This window comes from Luteibacter sp. 22Crub2.1 (genome assembly GCF_900167995.1).
GTDB classification, from domain to species: Bacteria; Pseudomonadota; Gammaproteobacteria; order Xanthomonadales; family Rhodanobacteraceae; genus Luteibacter; species Luteibacter mycovicinus.
In genome coordinates this window covers 161,611-177,358 of record NZ_FUYT01000004.1, presented here as the reverse complement: position 1 = coordinate 177,358, position 15,748 = coordinate 161,611, and the positions used below count along the sequence as shown (strand labels likewise).

Below are 15,748 nucleotides of genomic sequence, written 5' to 3'. Positions count from 1 at the left end.
GAACCGTCTAGAGCATGTGACGCGGAAGCCGCACTCCCACGTCACGTTCAGCTAACGGCAGGCCGGATCGCCGCGGGCGAATCCGGCCTGAAAGTACTTAAGTAGCGACTTCAGGTACGCACTACGTAGCACGGCTCGTACGCCGTACCGCCGGGCAGCTTCATACGGTGCTGCTCGACGAACGCCTTCAGCATCTCGTCGAGTGCGCGCATGATTTCCGGCTCACCGTCGATCACGAACGGACCGAATTGTTCGATCGCACGCACGCCCTCCTCCTTGACGTTGCCGGCGACGATGCCCGAGAACGCGCGACGCAGATCCGCCGCGAGTTCATGCTTCGGCCGGTCGCGATGCAGAGCCAGCCCGGCCATCGCTTCATGCGTCGGGCGGAATGGCTGCTGGAACGGCAGCGGGATGTCGAGCGCCCAGTTGAAGAAGAACGCGTCCTTGTTGTCGAGACGATGGTTACGCACCTTCTCGATACCCGACACCATGGCATGCGCGACCGCCGCCGGATCGTCGACGATGATCTTGTACAACCGGGACACGTCGTCGCCGAGCGTCAGACGAAGGAAGCGATCGATCTGCTCGAAGTACGCGGCGGAATTCTTCGGGCCGGTGAAGATCAGCGGGAACGGAATGCCCTTGTTCTTCGGCAGCAACAGAATGCCGAGCATGTAGAGGATCTCTTCCGCCGTACCCACGCCACCCGGGAACACGATGATGCCGTGACCCAGACGCACGAACGCTTCGAGACGCTTCTCGATGTCGGGCATGATCACCAGGTTGTTGACGATCGGGTTGGGCGACTCGGCCGCGATGATGCCCGGCTCGGTCACACCGATGTAGCGGTTACCCTTGCGACGCTGCTTGGCATGCGCGATGGTCGCGCCCTTCATCGGGCCCTTCATCGCGCCCGGGCCGCAACCCGTGCAGATGTCCATGCCACGCAGGCCGAGCTGGTAGCCCACGCGCTTGGTGTACTCGTACTCATCGCGCGAGATCGAGTGACCGCCCCAGCAGACGACGAGATTGGGGTCGACCTGCGGACGCAGGATGCGCGAGTTGCGCAGGATCTCGAACACGGCGTGCGTGATGCCCACGGTGTCATCGAGATCGAACGCGCCCGTTTCGAGCTGGGTCGACACGTAGACGATGTCGCGCACGACGGCGACCAGCAGCTCGTTGATGCCGCGGATGATGCGGCCGTCGACGAACGCCTGTTCCGGTGCGTTCTTCAGTTCGATCTTGATGCCGCGGTCTTCCTGCAGCACCTGGATGTCGAAATCGGGGTACTGCTCGAACAGCGTGCCGGGATCGTCCGACAGGTTGCCCGAGGTCAGCACGGCCAGTGCGCAACGACGCAGCAGCTGGTGCAGGCCGGAGCCGCTGGCGTCGCGCAGGCGCGCGACCTCATTACGGGACAGGATATCGAGGCCGCCGGCCGGGGACACCCGCGCGCTGACTGTCCTGCCGTTGACCGGATCCCCGAAATGGATGGCATTCATGGAGTTACTCGTCCTTCTGACCGCGAATTAGCGGCGAACCCCGCTCCGGATCGGGAGCGGACCGCCTAGGATCACCGTCCGGCGGCGGAGGGTCAAGACCGGGCCCGGGCGGCGCAAAAAAAGGCCGGCACCCTCACGGGTACCGGCCTCGGGATCGAGCAGCGAATCCTTCGCTTAGAACGTGTACTTGACGGTCAGCATGGCGGACCAACGCGAGACCGGGTTGACCTTGGTCGCGCTGTTGTCGGTCGGGGCGTCATACACCGCCTTCGTGCCCGGCTGGTAGTTGCCGTTGGCGTCGGTCGGCAGGTTGTAGATGTACTTGCCCGTGGCCGGATCCACGCCGCCGAAGGCCGCAAAGTTACGGGTGTACGGGAAGCCGACGTACGACTGCTGGCCCCAGTCCTTGTTTACCAGGTTCAGGAAGTTGTAGACGTCGAGACGGATCTCGCCCTTGTTGCCCTTGAAGATGCCCGGGATTTCCTGGCTGATGCCGAGGTCGATCTGGTTGACCCAGGCGGCCTTGGTGGCATTACGGCCGGCGATCTTGCCCTGACGCTTACGCAGGTAGTTGTCGTCCTGGATGTACTGGTAGAACTGGTCCTGCAGCTGCTGCGAGGCGCCCGCCGTGCCGGCCGCGTTACGCAGAATCACGTCGCCACGGTTCGGGATGTAGGCCAGGTCACGCGAGTAGCTGTCGCCGTTGGCATCGTTCGAGAACACCCAGCTGTACGGCACGCCGTCATGACCGTCGTAGAACGCGCTGATGGTCGTGGCGTAGTCGCCGAAGAACTTGTGCTGCCACGTCAGCGACGCGTTGAGGCGCTTGCCGATGTTCGTGTTCGACGTCGACGCGATGTCTTCGTTCGGGTTGGTCCACGCGTTGTTCGAGTAGTTCGAGCTGGCCTGGCTGGAGGTGCCCGGATTGACTTCCGTGGCGTGGCCGCCGGTGGCCGACACGCTCCACGCCCAGCCGTTTTCCATCGCCTTGCTGAACGACAGCGTGACCGAGTCCGCCTTGCCCTTCGAGGTGTTGGTCAGGTAGGTAACGGCCTGGGCGAAGCGGTTGTCCGAACGCGAGCGAGCCGTGTTGGTCGTGCTCCCCGCGGAAGGCGCGCCCGCCGGGAACGCCGCACAGTTACGGCCGGTGGCGCCGCCGACGGCCTGCGCACCGCCGATGCAACCGAAGTACGTGTTGCGACCGTCCGGCAGGATACCCGTCGGATTACCGATGTTGAGGTTCTGATAGAAGATGCCGTCGCGCGTATCGAGATGCTGCCATTCGATGCTCGCGATGATGCCATCCCACGGCAGTTCACGATCGAACGCCAGCGACGACTTCCACACGCTCGGAAGCTGGAAGTCCTTGTCGACGGTATCGACCGCCATCTGCGGAACCGTGCCCGCGCCGCTCGTGTTCTGAGCGAGCGGATTCGCGCTGAACGCCGGGCAGGGAATGGCCGGGCCATTGCCGAGCGTGCAGTTGTTACCCTGACGGTTGTACGAATAGGTAACGATATTGATACCGTTGTTCTGGTACGGGTTGGTCATCCACACGGTCGGCGGATCGGACTGGAACAGGCCGACGCCACCGCGCAGCTGAGTCTTGTATTCGCTGTCGAAGGTGTAGTTGAACGACAGACGCGGCTCGACGAGCTGGCTGCCATTGATGGTGCTGGCATTGCTGAAGCCGTACTTCGACGCGAACGTCGCGTTGTAGAGCGGCTTGTCGTCGGTCAGGTACTTGTTGACGCGCACACCGAACTGCACCGAGAGGTTGTCGCTCGCCTGCCAGGTATCCTGCAGGAAGAACGTGTTGCGACGCAGTTCCCACTGAGCGGCGATGTCGTTGAGCGAATAGCCCGGCGCCGGCTGGTACAGCGAATAGTTGGTGTAGCGACCGGCGGCGAGGTTGGCGTAACCGTCGTAGAGGTACGAACCGAACTCGGTACGACCGAACAGGTTGTAGATACGGTTACGTTCCCACTCGAAACCACCCTTGATCGTGTGGTCGCCGAGGTACAGGGTGCCCGCCCACATGGCGTTCAGCGTCTTCACCGACGCCGAGTTGTAGTGGCTGAACTGGTCTTCGCCGAGGTAGACCGACGGACCCGACGTGCCGACGCCCTGGTTCAGGCGAACCTGGACCATCGGCTGCTGCTGATCGACCGAACGGTTCAGCGAGTAATCGCTGTAGCCGACCTTGGCCTCCGACGAGAACACGTCGTTCCAGTCGTCGAACGACTGCAGCGTGTAATTCTTGATGTCGGTGTTGACGGTGTACCAGTAGCTCGAGAGACCGACGCTGTTGGTCGAGTTGCCCTGAGGATTGGGCTTCACTTCCTTGGTACGCGAGTACGCAAGGTTCATGCGGTGACCGTCGGTGATGTTCCAGTCGATCTTGGCGATGTAACGCTTGTCGGTCAGCGTACCGGCGTTCGCGCCGGTCGTGCCGGGCGAAAGACCGCGACCGGTGGCGGCGGCGATGGTGCGATCGAGATCCGTCTGCGAGATCTTGTTGGCCGTGGAAAAGCCCGTCAGCGTCGGGTCGAGGCCGGTGACGGCGCCCGAGCTGAGGCCCGTGACTTCTTCCTTCTCATAGCCGGCGAAGAAGAAGAGCTTGTCCTTGATGATCGGACCGCCGACGGTGGCACCCGCCGTCCAGTTGCGGTCGAACTCGGTGTAGTCCTTGCCGCGGTCGAGCCAGCCGGCTTCGCCGACCATGCTGCTCGCGTTCTTGAAGCCGTAGTAGGCCGAACCGTGGAAGTCGTTGGTACCCGACTTGGTGACGGCGTTGATTTCCGCACCGATGGTGTCGGAGCCGACGTCATAGTTGGCGGTGGAGATGTTGAACGAGTCGATCGTGTCCATCGACACCGGCGAGCCGACGGTCGGCATGCCGGTGGAGTTCAGACCGAACGGGTCGCCGACGCCCAGACCGTCGACCTTGATCGAGTTCAGGCGGGTGTTCTGGCCGTTGGCCGAGATCGCGCCGGTGCCGTGGTCGACATTGACGCGCGGATCGAGACGCGCGATGTCCGCGATGTTGCGGCTCGGCGACGGGGTGTTCTTCAGCTGCTGCTGCGAGATGTTCGTGCCCAGACCCTTGTTCTCCGAAGAGAACTGGCCCGACACGGCCGACACGGTGACCGCATCCAACGCGGTCGCGTCAGCCGCGCTGGCGGCGGTGCCGGCGCTCAGGTTGACCGAGGTGTCCGAACCCAGCTGCAGGTAGACGTTGTCCTGGCGAGCCGACGGCGTGCCGTCCTTCGTGGCGGTGACGTCGAACGGGCCGCCGACGCGCAGACCCTGGGCCGAATAACGGCCGCTCGCGTCCGTGGTGGTGATCTTCGTCGTGCCCGACGGCTCGTGGACGATGACGACGGTAGCGTTGGCCACCGGCTGACCGGCGGCGTCGAGCACGCGACCGCTGATCGTGGAGGACGTTTCCTGCGCAAATGCAGGTGCCGCGAAGAGCGAGGCGATCGCCAGCGGCAGGAGTTTGGCGCGGATTCGGCTATTCATCTAATGGTCGACCCTGTGGCTTGCAACGAAAAAAGTTTTTGCCAAACGATGGGCTGCCTGGCCGGGGCCGGGCGGTGCGATTCGCTTGAGCTTTCCCCAATCTGTGGCTGTGTCGTCTCGTGTGACCCGGTTCACATCCTTGCGACCGGTGGCGACAGTTGTTAAGCCAACTTTAACGGCATTGTATGACAGATTTGTAACGTTTTCACGCCAGTTTGATAAATACCACTTTTTCCTAGGCAGGCCGTTTTGCTGTCTAACGTGCCGTTTTTGGTGGATATTTATTTTTCAAAGGCAGCTTACGCTCGCTTCGTGTAAGAACCACTACAGCCGGTCGCAACGAATCGCGGTCATGTGAGTCGCAACAACACATGGGCGCGTCGTGGATTGTCACGATCCAAATCGCGAAACGCTGCGGTATCCGGCCCAACACGAATCCAACCGGCTCTTGTAGGAGCGCGCCCTGCGCGCGATCGAGGGTCCCGCTAGCACCGGTCGCGCGCAGGGCGCGCTCCTACCAAAAGCCGAATCCGGCGCACGGGGAAAAGCCGACTCGGGCGATCGGGCCAAAGCCGCATCGGGCAAGCGGGGAGAGGCCGGAACGGCGCAAACGCCACGCAAAAAAAAATCGCCCCTCTTTCGAAGGGCGATCGTCGTGTCGCTGAGAAGGGAGGGCGGTATCGCCCTCCCCCGGCTTTCGTCAGAAGAACGAAGCGCCGACCGTGACCATGAACGTGCGGTCCTGCAGCACCGAGTAGTACGGAGCCGAGGTGAACAGCGTGGTGCCGTTCGCGTCCTTGATCTTGTTCGGGTTGCTGGCGAGGAAGGCGCCGGCGTTGCTGGCATACGTAAGCGCCTGACGGTTGGTCAGGTTGTACACGTTGATCTTGATGAACGGCTTGCGGAACGTGGTCGAGAAGTCCGGGAAATCCCAGCCCGCGTTGAGGTTGAGGGTGGTGTAACCACCGACCTTTTCGGTGTTCGACCAGTCACCCCAGATCGCGCCCTGGTACTTCGCGTTCAGCGCAGCCCAGAACGGGCCATTCTTGTAGTTCAGCGCGACGTAGGCCGCATTGCGCGGGGCATTCAGCAGGGTCTTGCCCTTGGTGTAATAGATGCCGTCGCCCAGCGAGTCGAGGTTGTCTTCCATGCGCGACTGCAGGTAAGTGTAGTTGGCGTACACCGACCAGTTTTCGTCGAACTTGAAGCTACCCTCGAGGCTCATGCCGCGGTTGTGCACCTTGCCCAGCTGCGTGTAAACGCTGAGGCCGGTGACCTCGTCGTAGCCCGACACCTGCTTGTTGTTGAAGTTGGCCGCGAACGCGTCGACGCTGAGCGACGCGCGCTCACCGTAATAACGCCAGCCGAGGTCGGCGCTGGTCGACGACTCCGGCTTGTTCGGCAGCGCGCCAGCGTTGGCCGTGCCATAGCCGTACAGCGAGTTGCTCAGCACCGCGCCGTTGATCGGCGCACGGAAGGTCTTGCCGATGCCGAAATACAGCTGGTTCTCGTCGTTGAGCTGGTACTTGGCGCCCGCCGTCGGCGTCCACTTGTGGAACGTGTCCACCGGTGACGAACCGTAACCGACGTTGGTCGGGGTGACGGTGACCTTGCCGGCGGCATTGATCGCACCGGCCGAGCCGGGGAATTCCGCCACTTCGCCATCACGCTTGGACCAGATGTACGCCACGCTGCCGGTCAGGGTCAGCTTGTCGGTCGGGTTCCAGTTGTCGGTCACGAACGCCTTGGCGTTGGTGGTCGTCGTGTACTGGCTGTACGCCTTCTGCGTGCTGCCGTCCGGGTACTTGATGCGCGAGCCCTTCTCGGCCCACGTATCGATCGGCACGCCGGTGGCATAGTCGACCGGGACGAAGACCTGACCCTGGCTCTGACGCGGACGCTCGGCCCACACGCCGTATTCCAGGCTGTTGCTGTCCGACAGATCCTGGTTGAACTTGGCGATGATGCCGGGACGGTAGGTCGTCGAGTAGCTGTACGAGTTGACCAGCTGCGTGCCGCTGATCTTGCCGTCGCCGTTCAGATCGTACGGCACCGACTTGTAGTAGTTGCCGGTGGCGAGCGGGTTCTCGGTGAAGGTGGAGCCGGAACCGCCGCCGCCCAGGCCGTACTGGAAGTACGGGACCACGGACAGGCGCAGGTTGTCGGACAGGGTGAACTCACCGTCCAGGCTGGCCAGGTAGTTACGGAACGGGTTCTGGTGCAGCGCGTAATAGTTGCTGCTGGTGCTGCCCGGGGTGTAGGTGCCGAGGTAGCTCTGCTTGTAATCGGCGGCGGCCTGAGCCTTGGTCAGCGACTCGTAGTTGGTCTTCACTTCGCGGTTGTACTGCACCGAGAAGGTCACCGAGTTCTTGTCGTCGATGCGCCAGACCGACTTCTCGTCGACCTTGGTCACCTTCGACTTGCCGCGGCCACGCCACAGGTTGGTCTCGTTGTCCGAGTACGACAACCACGAACGCACCGGACCGATGTCACCGGTGTTCAGACGAATGAAGGTGCGGTGGTAGCTGTTGCTGCCGCCCGACTGTGCGACGTCCAGACCGGCCGTGTGCGACGGATCGACCGTCACCCACGCGATCGAGCCACCGGCCGCGCCGGAGATCGGGGTGCTGTTGTCTGGAAAGCCCTGCTGTACGGTCACGTCGCCCATGTTCTCGGCGTCGCCGTACTCCGAGGCGTAGATCTTGTAGTTGCCGCTGTCGTTGATCGGCGCACCGTTGACGGTGACGCCCACTTCGTCGAGACCGAAGCCGCGAACCGAGGCGTTACCGTCGTTCAGACCGGTGTAGTCATCGGTGGACGACACGACGCCCGGGATCGAGTCGATCGCCTGGGTGAAGTTGACGCCGGGAGCCGCCTGAATGATGGCATCGCGGGAAACCGTGGACACGGCCTTCGGTGCGTCCTGTATCGACATCAGACCACCGCCGAGCGACAGCGAGTCGGCCTTCACCTGCACGGCTTCCATCGCCTGCGAGGCGCGACGGGTCGCGTTGTCATTGGAGGTGTTGGACGTGCTGGTGGCCGTGGCGCGCTGGCTCTGCGTGCTGCTGGCCTGGGTGCTCTGGGCGTCCTGGGCCGAAGCGGCGCCGGTAGCCACAAGAAGGGTCAAGGCGATCGCGGCCGAGAGTGAGTTACGGGTCATCGCAGTTTCCTGAAAGAACGTGGTTTTGAGGGTGAAATCGTGAGTTCGCGCCGCGCACCCCTCGTGCGCGTCGCGGCAGTCAAGCCAAAAGCCTTCCCTGACGAGCCTCTCGCGAGGCCGTTATTTAATTTCCGCGTTTATGCAATTAATACCCTGATCGTAATTAAGTTCGATTATTTCTTTTCGATATTTATTACGATCACCGCAAGAAAAAACGTTTTGACCGGCCACAGCGAATCGCCCACTTCAACGAGCGGGACGAAAGGAAACGACCGGATTGGGGAGCCTTCAGAGCCGTTGCGCACCAAGCGCAGCGACCGGAGCGCTAAGCCTCACCTTAGCCTCACATAATGACAGTTTAGCGATTATCTGACCTTTTTTTACAGATCGGGAATAGGCATTTTTCCAGCGCGGCAAATCAGCGCGGCCATCACCCCGTAACCCCGGCTAATTATTACCCCGCGCCGCTCTGTAGGAGCCAGCCCTGCTGGCGACCGCCAACGCAGCGAAGAATCAGCGACAAAAAAAACCGCCCAGTCTCCCAAGCGGTTCTCCAGGCGACGTTCGCAAGAGGACCCAGTCAGCCCTTCCCCAGATACCTCGACCGCTTCGCCGGCTTCAGCGACGCCAGATCCAGCATCACCAGTCCATCCACGCAACCGGCGAAGTCCGGGTCTTCACCGAACGCGAGGAACTGCACGCCCGTCGGCTCCACCAGATCGACGTACTGTCGATAGAGCACCGGCAAGGTGACACCCAGGGCATCGAGGCGATGCTTGAGGCGGCCCAGGCCGCTCGCCGGATCCAGTCCCTCGAGCTCCGCGCGCACCGATTCGATGGTGGACTGCGGAATCACGAACGGCTGGCGGGCCGCCGCGAGCCCCTGCACACCGAAGAAATGCTGGTGGGCGGCAGCGATCCACTCACGCGCCTCGCGCGGCATGCTGACCGACATGCTCACCGGACCGAACAGGTAACGCACGTCGGCATGGCGCTGCAGGTACAGGCCGATGCCCTGCCACAGCTGATCCAGCGCACGTGAGCGCCAGTAAGCGGGAGCGATGAAACTGCGGCCAAGCTCGAGGCCCTGCGCCAGACGCGACTCCAGCGCCGGGGAGTAATCGAACAGGCTCGACGTATAGAGCGAGGTCATGCCGCGCTCGGCGATCAGGCGACCGCCATGACCGAACCGGTAGGCGCCCACGATGCGCAACGCCTTGGCGTCCCACAACACCAGGTGCTCGTAGTACGGATCGTAGGCATCGAGGTCACGGCGCTTGCCGGTGCCCTCGCCCACGCGACGGAAGGTGAGCTCACGCAGGCGCCCGATCTCGCGCAGCGCGTAACTGTCGGGCGAACCTTGCAGCAGCAAGATGCGTTTGCCATCCGCCAGCTCGGCCAGCAGTTCGGCCTTGTCCAGCTCCGCCGCGACGCGCTCGACGGGTTCGGGATGCGCCAGCGGGGTCTGCCCGCCGAAGACCAGATCGCGGCCGCGGCCGACACGGTAAACGTGGCGGCGCATGAGTTTGGCGGCCTGCTCGGCCGACCCACCACTGACCTGCTTGAGTTCATCGGCATCGACCAGCTTGCCGATGCGGAAGGTCACGCGCTGGTGGCCCGACGTGGCTTCGCGCGGAAGCATGGCGGTGCTCAGCGGCTTGGCCAGCATCGACAGGCCATAGAAAGCGACGGAGTTGCGCGCGGCGATGTGCACCGGCAGCACGGGCACGCCGGACTTCATCGCGATGCGCGCGAAGCCATCCGACCATTTGCCGTCACGCACGCCGGAGGGACCGACACGCGACACTTCGCCCGCCGGGAACATGACCAGCACTTCGCCGGCCTGGATGGCCCGGAACACGTTGCGCATGCGCGACGCCGAGCCCTTGCCGAACACGTCGACCGGCAGCAGCAGCGGGCCCAGCTGCGGTACGGCAGCCAGTACGTCGTTGCCGAGAATACGAACGTCTCGGCGCACCGAGCCGATCATCTGCAGCAGCGCGATCGCGTCGACCATGCCCAGCGGATGGTTGGCGACGACGATCAGCGGGCCTTCGACAGGAATGTTCTCGCGCTCTCGCTCCGTGATGCGACAGCTGACCCCGAGATAGTCGAGGGTGCGTTCGCAGAAGTCGAAGCCCAGGGCGGCGCCAGCGTGATCCAGCGTCTTGTTGAAGCGGGTCTCATGCGCCAGCTTTTCCAGCATGCCGACGAGCGGCTTGCGAATCAGCGGGTGCTGGGCCAGCCAGGGCAGACGTTCCTGGAGGGTCTGATCGATGCTCAGCATGACTTAGGCTCCCTTGACGTCGAACGGATCAAACCGAACGGGGCCGGTGCGCAGTCGTGGTTTCTCATAAGCCTTCGAACGTCCTCAGCTGCCCCTCGTCAGGGCCATCGACGCATGCCCCGGACGGACCGCGCCCGTCCCGTGCATGCTCGCGGGCAATTATGACAGCAACCCTACCGCCGCGTACGTTCCTGCGACAATGGGCGGAAGGTCACACGGCAATGTGCAGGTAGGCGGACAGCCCGGTCAGGAACATCTGCACCGACAAGGCGATCAGCAGCATGCCCATCAGCCGCTCCAGCGCGGTCAGGACGCTCTCGCCCAGCCACTTGAACAGGAAGGTGGAGCTGAGCAGGATCACCGAGGTGGCGAGCCAGGCCAGGAACAGGGCGATGCCCCACTCCGCCGTACGGCCCGGCTGGGAATTGGTCAGCAACAACAGCGCCGCCATGGCCGACGGACCCGCGACACCGGGGATCGCCATCGGCACGATGAAGGGCTCGCCCTCGCCCGGCTTGCCGAATACGCCACCTTCCACGGGCGGGAAGACCATGCGGATGCCGATCAGAAACAGCACGATACCGCCGCCGATGCTCACCGACTCCTGGCGCAGCTGCAGCACCTTGAGGATGTACTGACCGCCCAACAGGAAGCCGATCAGCACGCCGAGGGCAATGAGCAGTTCGCGCACCATCACCTTGCGGCGGCGCTGGGGGGGCACATCCTTGAGCAGGGCCAGGAACAACGGGATGTTGCCCAGGGGGTCCATGATCAGGAAAAGCAGGATGCCCGCGGACAACGTCGTCATCTGCGCTTCCATGGGGTAACTCCTATAACGCGGTCAGTGGGTCGGGCGAAGATCGAGTACGGTGCCGCGGGTTTCCGCGCCGGCACCGGACAGAAGATAGACGATGGCCTCCGCCGACGCGGTCGGCATGGGCTTGTCGAGGGTGTTTTCGCCGAAGTACGCAGCGCGGCGCAGGGCCGTGCGCATCGGCGGCGGCAACACGGCATGCACGCGCAGTGCCCCGCGCGCGTTCTCCGCGTGCAGCACCGACGCCATGCGCTCGACCGCCGCCTTGGACACGCCGTAGCCGCCCCAATGGGCGCGGGAAAGCAGGTCCGGGTCGTCGAGCACGAAGACCACCGCGCTGTCCCCGGCCTTGCCCAGCAGGGGCATGCAGGCCTGGGTCAGCGCGAACGGCGCCGAGACGTTGACCTGCATCGCGCGCAGCCAGTCGTCCGGCTTGTGCATGGCGATCGGCGTCAGTTCGTTGAAGTGCGCGGCGGCATGCACGATGCCGTCCAGGCGACCGAATTCCTTCTCGACGCCGTCGGCCAGCGACGCGTAGTCGGCCGGCGTGGCGCTTTCGAGATCCAGCGGATGGATCACCGGCTCAGTACCGCCGAGCGCGACCAGCTCGTCATAAAGCTTCTCGAGCGCACGCACCTTGCGGCCCGTGATCACGACGGAGGCGCCAGCGCGGATCGCCGCCTTCGCCGTCTCGCCGCCAAGGCCGCCCGTGGCACCGGTGATCACCAGCACACGACCCGCGAGCAGGCCCGGCGCGGGAGACCAGTCGTCAGGAAGACGCGTTGACGGCAACGGACTCACGAATCGGCTCCGGCGACGTCGGCCGCCATGCGCTTGAGTTCACCGGCCGAATGCAGGTCTTCCACGATGTCGCAGCCGCCGATGAATTCGCCCAGCAGGAACAGCTGCGGGAAGGTCGGCCAGTTCGAGTAATGCGGCAGCCCCGCACGGATGCGCGGATCGGCCAGGACGTTGACCGGAAAGAAGACCGCGCCCGCGGCGTCGAGCGCTTTTACGGCGCGATCGGAGAAGCCGCAGGTAGGGAATTCCGGCGTGCCTTTCATGAAAAGCACGATCGGATGGGCCGCCACGATGGCCTTGATCTCGTCTACGACGTCCATAGGTCGGGTTTCATCATTAGAATGCGATTAGTTGCGTAGTGTAGCAGTGTGGGCCCCGCGCCCCTCGCCACGCCCTTTCCCCCCAGCCACCGCTAAGGAGTCCCGCTATGGCGTTCGAACTTCCCCCGCTCCCTTATGAAAAGAATGCCCTGGAGCCGCACATCTCCGCTGAAACGCTGGAGTTCCATTACGGCAAGCACCACCAGACCTATGTCACGAACCTCAACAACCTGATCAAGGGCACCGAGTTCGAAGGCAAGAGCCTGGAAGAGATCGTCAAGTCGTCCTCGGGCGGCATCTTCAACAACGCCGCCCAGGTGTGGAACCACACCTTCTATTGGAACTCGATGCGCGCCCCCGGCGGCGCCGAGCCGCCGGCCAAGCTCGCCGACGCGCTGACCAAGGCCTTCGGTGGCGTCGACAAGTTCAAGGAAGAGTTCGCCAAGCAGGCCGCCGGCAACTTCGGTTCGGGCTGGACCTGGCTGGTGCAGCGTCCGGATGGCTCGCTGGCCATCGTCAACACGTCCAACGCCGCTACCCCGATCACCGGCAGCGACAAGCCGCTGTTCACGGCGGACGTTTGGGAGCACGCCTATTACATCGATTACCGCAACGCGCGTCCGAAGTACCTGGAAGCGTTCTGGAATCTGGTGAACTGGGACTTCGCGGCCAAGAACCTCGCCTGAGGTTTCCTTCAGCTGCTCAATGAAAAGGCTGGGTCGTTCAGACCTGGCCTTTTTTGTTTACTGCTTTGAGGGCTCGGCTTCGCCATCGCACTTGGCTTGCCGCGTTCGCGCGGTACGAGCAAGAGCCGGCGGGTGCCTCCCTCGCGTCCACGCCTGCGGCGACCCCTCAAGGAAAGGCCGCTACCGCGGCCGTGTATCAATGGCCTTCGGCCGGGTCGGACTCCGACTGGGGGTTTTCGAGTCGGCTGTCCCTGCCTCCCCGAAAACGGCCGGTCATCCATGACCGGCCCCCTGCGGGCCTCTTCCAGTCGGACCCCTCGCCTGCGGCTACCGGACGCGAGGGTGGCACCCGCCGGCTCTTTCGGACGGTGAGGCATCGGTTGGTCGAGCGGCGGTTCGCTTCGTGGCGGGGACCGCTCGCTTGCCTGTTGCGTATGGCCTCATTCGCCGTAGCCAGGTTGAGGGTCCGCCGACGGAGTCGGCTCCTACCCCACAGGGTCGTTGCGACGCAGGGGCAAGAGCGCTGTGCGACGTGCGACGTGCGACGTGCGACGACTAGCGTAGGAGCCGACTTGTCGGCGAAAGCCAACGAAGCGGTGAAGCCGAAACCCGCTCGATCACCACCCCACCTCAGTGCACGAAAGAGCCGGCGGGTGTGACCCTCGAGGCCGGTAGCCGCAGGCGAGGGCTTCGACTGGACAAGGCCGCGCAGCGGGGACGGTCAGGGATGACCGGCCGTTTTCGGGGAGGCAGGGACAGCCGACTCGAAAACCCCCAGGCGAAGCCCGACCCGGCCGAAGGCCATTGATACACGGCCGCGGTAGCGGCCCTTCCCTGAGGGGTCGCCGCAGGCGTGGCCTCGAGGGTCACACCCGCCGGCTCTTACCGCGACACCGAACGCTCGCGACAAAGCCAAACGCGAGGGCGAAGCCGAGCCCGACCACACCCAAACGCCCTAACCAATCACCCGAGCAGTTCAACAGCCGGAGCTACCTGGCTCTCCCGTCCAAGGCCGACACCGACCTCGGCCAGCTTCGCCCGCAGGCTGCCGGCGTCCGCGGCGCACAGCGTCGCATGGCCCACCTTGCGGCCCGGGCGAGCCTCTTTACCGTAGTCATGCCAATGACCATCGGCCACCGAAAGCACCGGCGCCGGATCCGGCATGTCGCCGATCCAGTTGAGCATCGCACTCGCGCCGCGTACACCGGTGTCGCCCAGCGGGAGGCCGAGCACCGCACGGATGTGGTTTTCGAACTGGCTCGTGTGCGCGCCTTCGATCGTCCAGTGGCCGGAGTTGTGCACGCGGGGGGCCATCTCGTTGCCAAGCAGGTCGCCGCCGCGGACGAACAGCTCCAGCGCGAAGACTCCCACGTAATCGAGCTCCTCGGCGATGGCGCGGGCATGCGCCGTGGCCGCCTGCTCCAGCTCGTCGGACGTACCCGGGGCGGGAGCGAGGCTCAGGGAGAGCACGCCGTCGACATGCCAGTTGCGCGTCAACGGCCATGCGCGGAACGAGCCATCGCGGCCACGCACCGCCACCACCGACAGCTCGCGATCGAACGGCACGAAGGCTTCCAGAATCAGCCCGTGCTTACCCGCCGCTTCACCCAGGGCGGCCCAGGCCGCGTCGATGTCGCCGGCCGTCTTCAGACGGAACTGGCCCTTGCCGTCGTAACCGAGCCGACGGGTCTTGAGAATGGCCGGGGCGCCGATACGGGCCACCGCGCGGACCAGGTCCTCGCGGGTGTCGACCGTTTCGAACTCGGGCGTGTCCAGGCCGGTCTCACGGAACAGCGTCTTCTCGCTGAGACGATCCTGCGCCACGGCGAGCGCACGCGGATTGGGGAAGACGTCGACCAGCCCGGCCAGACGCTCGGCGGCGGCGGCGGGAACGTTCTCGAAATCGAAGGTGACGACGTCGACCCGCCGGGCGAAATCAGCCAGCGCGGCGTCGTCGGACCAGTCGGCGACGATCAGTTCGGCCACCTGGCCGGCGCAGGCGTCGGACGTACCGTCGACCACCAGCGTGCGGATGCCGAGGGGTGCCGCGGCAAGGGTCAGCATGCGCGCCAGCTGCCCGCCGCCGAGGATCCCCACCGTGGGGAGCTTGCGGCTCACGATCGCGGATCCGGGTTATCGAGGACGGTGCGGGTCTGGTCGCTGCGGAACGTGTCGAGGGCCGTGGCGACGGACGGGTCGTGCAGCGCCAGGACCGAGGCGGCCAGCAGGGCGGCATTGGTCGCGCCGGCACGGCCGATCGCCAGGGTACCGACCGGGATACCGGCCGGCATCTGCGCGATCGAAAGCAGGGAATCCATACCGTTCAGCGCCTTGGACTGTACCGGCACCCCGAACACCGGCAGCGCGGTCTTGGCGGCGATCATGCCCGGCAGATGGGCGGCGCCACCGGCACCGGCGATGATCACCTGGATGCCACGGCCACGGGCCGCTTCGGCGTAGCTGAAAAGCAGGTCGGGGGTGCGGTGGGCGGAGACCACCTGGACCTCGTGGACGATGCCCAGACGGGACAGCGTGGCGGAGGCATGCTCCATCGTTTCCCAGTCCGATCGCGAGCCCATCACCACGCCCACGCGCGGCGCGCTCGCTTCGTTACCTTCGTTGGAAATCATGGCCCGGGCACCCA

At 64.4% G+C, this 15,748-nt stretch carries 10 protein-coding genes; 1 reads left to right on the top strand and 9 read right to left on the bottom strand.

Going from position 1 to position 15,748, the window contains the following annotated elements:
• Positions 1–110: 110 nt before the first annotated feature.
• From ppnN to grxD, 7 genes are all read right to left on the bottom strand, one after another.
• A complete protein-coding gene (gene ppnN / locus B5X73_RS05275) occupies positions 111–1,508 on the bottom strand; it encodes a nucleotide 5'-monophosphate nucleosidase PpnN (RefSeq protein ID WP_051943872.1) in 1,398 nt (465 codons plus the stop codon).
• A gap of 174 nt (positions 1,509–1,682) precedes the next feature.
• Positions 1,683–5,033 (bottom strand): TonB-dependent receptor, encoded by a 3,351-nt coding sequence (locus tag B5X73_RS05270; protein WP_079520846.1) that lies wholly within the window; start codon positions 5,031–5,033, stop codon positions 1,683–1,685.
• A gap of 700 nt (positions 5,034–5,733) precedes the next feature.
• On the bottom strand, positions 5,734–8,196 hold the full coding sequence (locus B5X73_RS05265) for a TonB-dependent receptor (RefSeq protein ID WP_036114967.1): 2,463 nt from the start codon (positions 8,194–8,196) through the stop codon (positions 5,734–5,736).
• 580 nt (positions 8,197–8,776) lie between these two features.
• Positions 8,777–10,483 (bottom strand): bifunctional ornithine lipid synthase OlsF, encoded by a 1,707-nt coding sequence (locus B5X73_RS05260; RefSeq protein WP_079520845.1) that lies wholly within the window; start codon positions 10,481–10,483, stop codon positions 8,777–8,779.
• A 211-nt stretch (positions 10,484–10,694) separates the two neighbouring features.
• Entirely contained in the window at positions 10,695–11,291 is a 597-nt protein-coding gene (locus tag B5X73_RS05255) for a YhgN family NAAT transporter (RefSeq protein ID WP_036118129.1), read from the bottom strand.
• A 33-nt stretch (positions 11,292–11,324) separates the two neighbouring features.
• Entirely contained in the window at positions 11,325–12,098 is a 774-nt protein-coding gene (locus B5X73_RS05250) for an SDR family NAD(P)-dependent oxidoreductase (RefSeq protein ID WP_036114971.1), read from the bottom strand.
• Positions 12,095–12,418 carry a Grx4 family monothiol glutaredoxin gene (grxD, locus tag B5X73_RS05245; RefSeq protein WP_036114973.1) on the bottom strand — a complete coding sequence of 108 codons (324 nt, stop codon included), beginning with the start codon at positions 12,416–12,418 and terminating at the stop codon, positions 12,095–12,097. The genes B5X73_RS05250 and grxD overlap by 4 nt, the downstream gene beginning before the upstream one ends.
• Before the next feature lie 107 nt (positions 12,419–12,525).
• On the opposite strand from grxD, the gene B5X73_RS05240 reads away from it, so the two are divergent.
• Positions 12,526–13,104: a superoxide dismutase gene (locus B5X73_RS05240; protein ID WP_036114975.1), complete on the top strand. Its 579-nt coding sequence runs from the start codon at positions 12,526–12,528 to the stop codon at positions 13,102–13,104.
• 963 nt (positions 13,105–14,067) lie between these two features.
• Here B5X73_RS05240 and B5X73_RS05235 read toward each other — a convergent pair.
• Positions 14,068–15,225, bottom strand: coding sequence for a 5-(carboxyamino)imidazole ribonucleotide synthase (locus tag B5X73_RS05235; protein WP_079520844.1), 1,158 nt, complete (start codon positions 15,223–15,225; stop codon positions 14,068–14,070).
• Positions 15,219–15,734, bottom strand: a complete 516-nt coding sequence (gene purE, locus B5X73_RS05230; RefSeq protein ID WP_036114980.1) for a 5-(carboxyamino)imidazole ribonucleotide mutase — start codon at positions 15,732–15,734, stop codon at positions 15,219–15,221. The genes B5X73_RS05235 and purE overlap by 7 nt, the downstream gene beginning before the upstream one ends.
• Positions 15,735–15,748 lie beyond the last annotated feature (14 nt).

Excerpts from the sequence above, each read along its gene's own strand:
- B5X73_RS05260 (WP_079520845.1), bottom strand. The coding sequence starts at position 10,483 with ATGCTGAGCATCGATCAGACCCTCCAGGAACGTCTGCCCTGGCTGGCC.
- grxD (WP_036114973.1), bottom strand. The coding sequence starts at position 12,418 with ATGGACGTCGTAGACGAGATCAAGGCCATCGTGGCGGCCCATCCGATC.
- B5X73_RS05240 (WP_036114975.1), top strand. The coding sequence starts at position 12,526 with ATGGCGTTCGAACTTCCCCCGCTCCCTTATGAAAAGAATGCCCTGGAG.
- B5X73_RS05255 (WP_036118129.1), bottom strand. The coding sequence starts at position 11,291 with ATGACGACGTTGTCCGCGGGCATCCTGCTTTTCCTGATCATGGACCCC.
- ppnN (WP_051943872.1), bottom strand. The coding sequence starts at position 1,508 with ATGAATGCCATCCATTTCGGGGATCCGGTCAACGGCAGGACAGTCAGC.
- B5X73_RS05265 (WP_036114967.1), bottom strand. The coding sequence starts at position 8,196 with ATGACCCGTAACTCACTCTCGGCCGCGATCGCCTTGACCCTTCTTGTG.
- B5X73_RS05270 (WP_079520846.1), bottom strand. The coding sequence starts at position 5,033 with ATGAATAGCCGAATCCGCGCCAAACTCCTGCCGCTGGCGATCGCCTCG.
- purE (WP_036114980.1), bottom strand. The coding sequence starts at position 15,734 with ATGATTTCCAACGAAGGTAACGAAGCGAGCGCGCCGCGCGTGGGCGTG.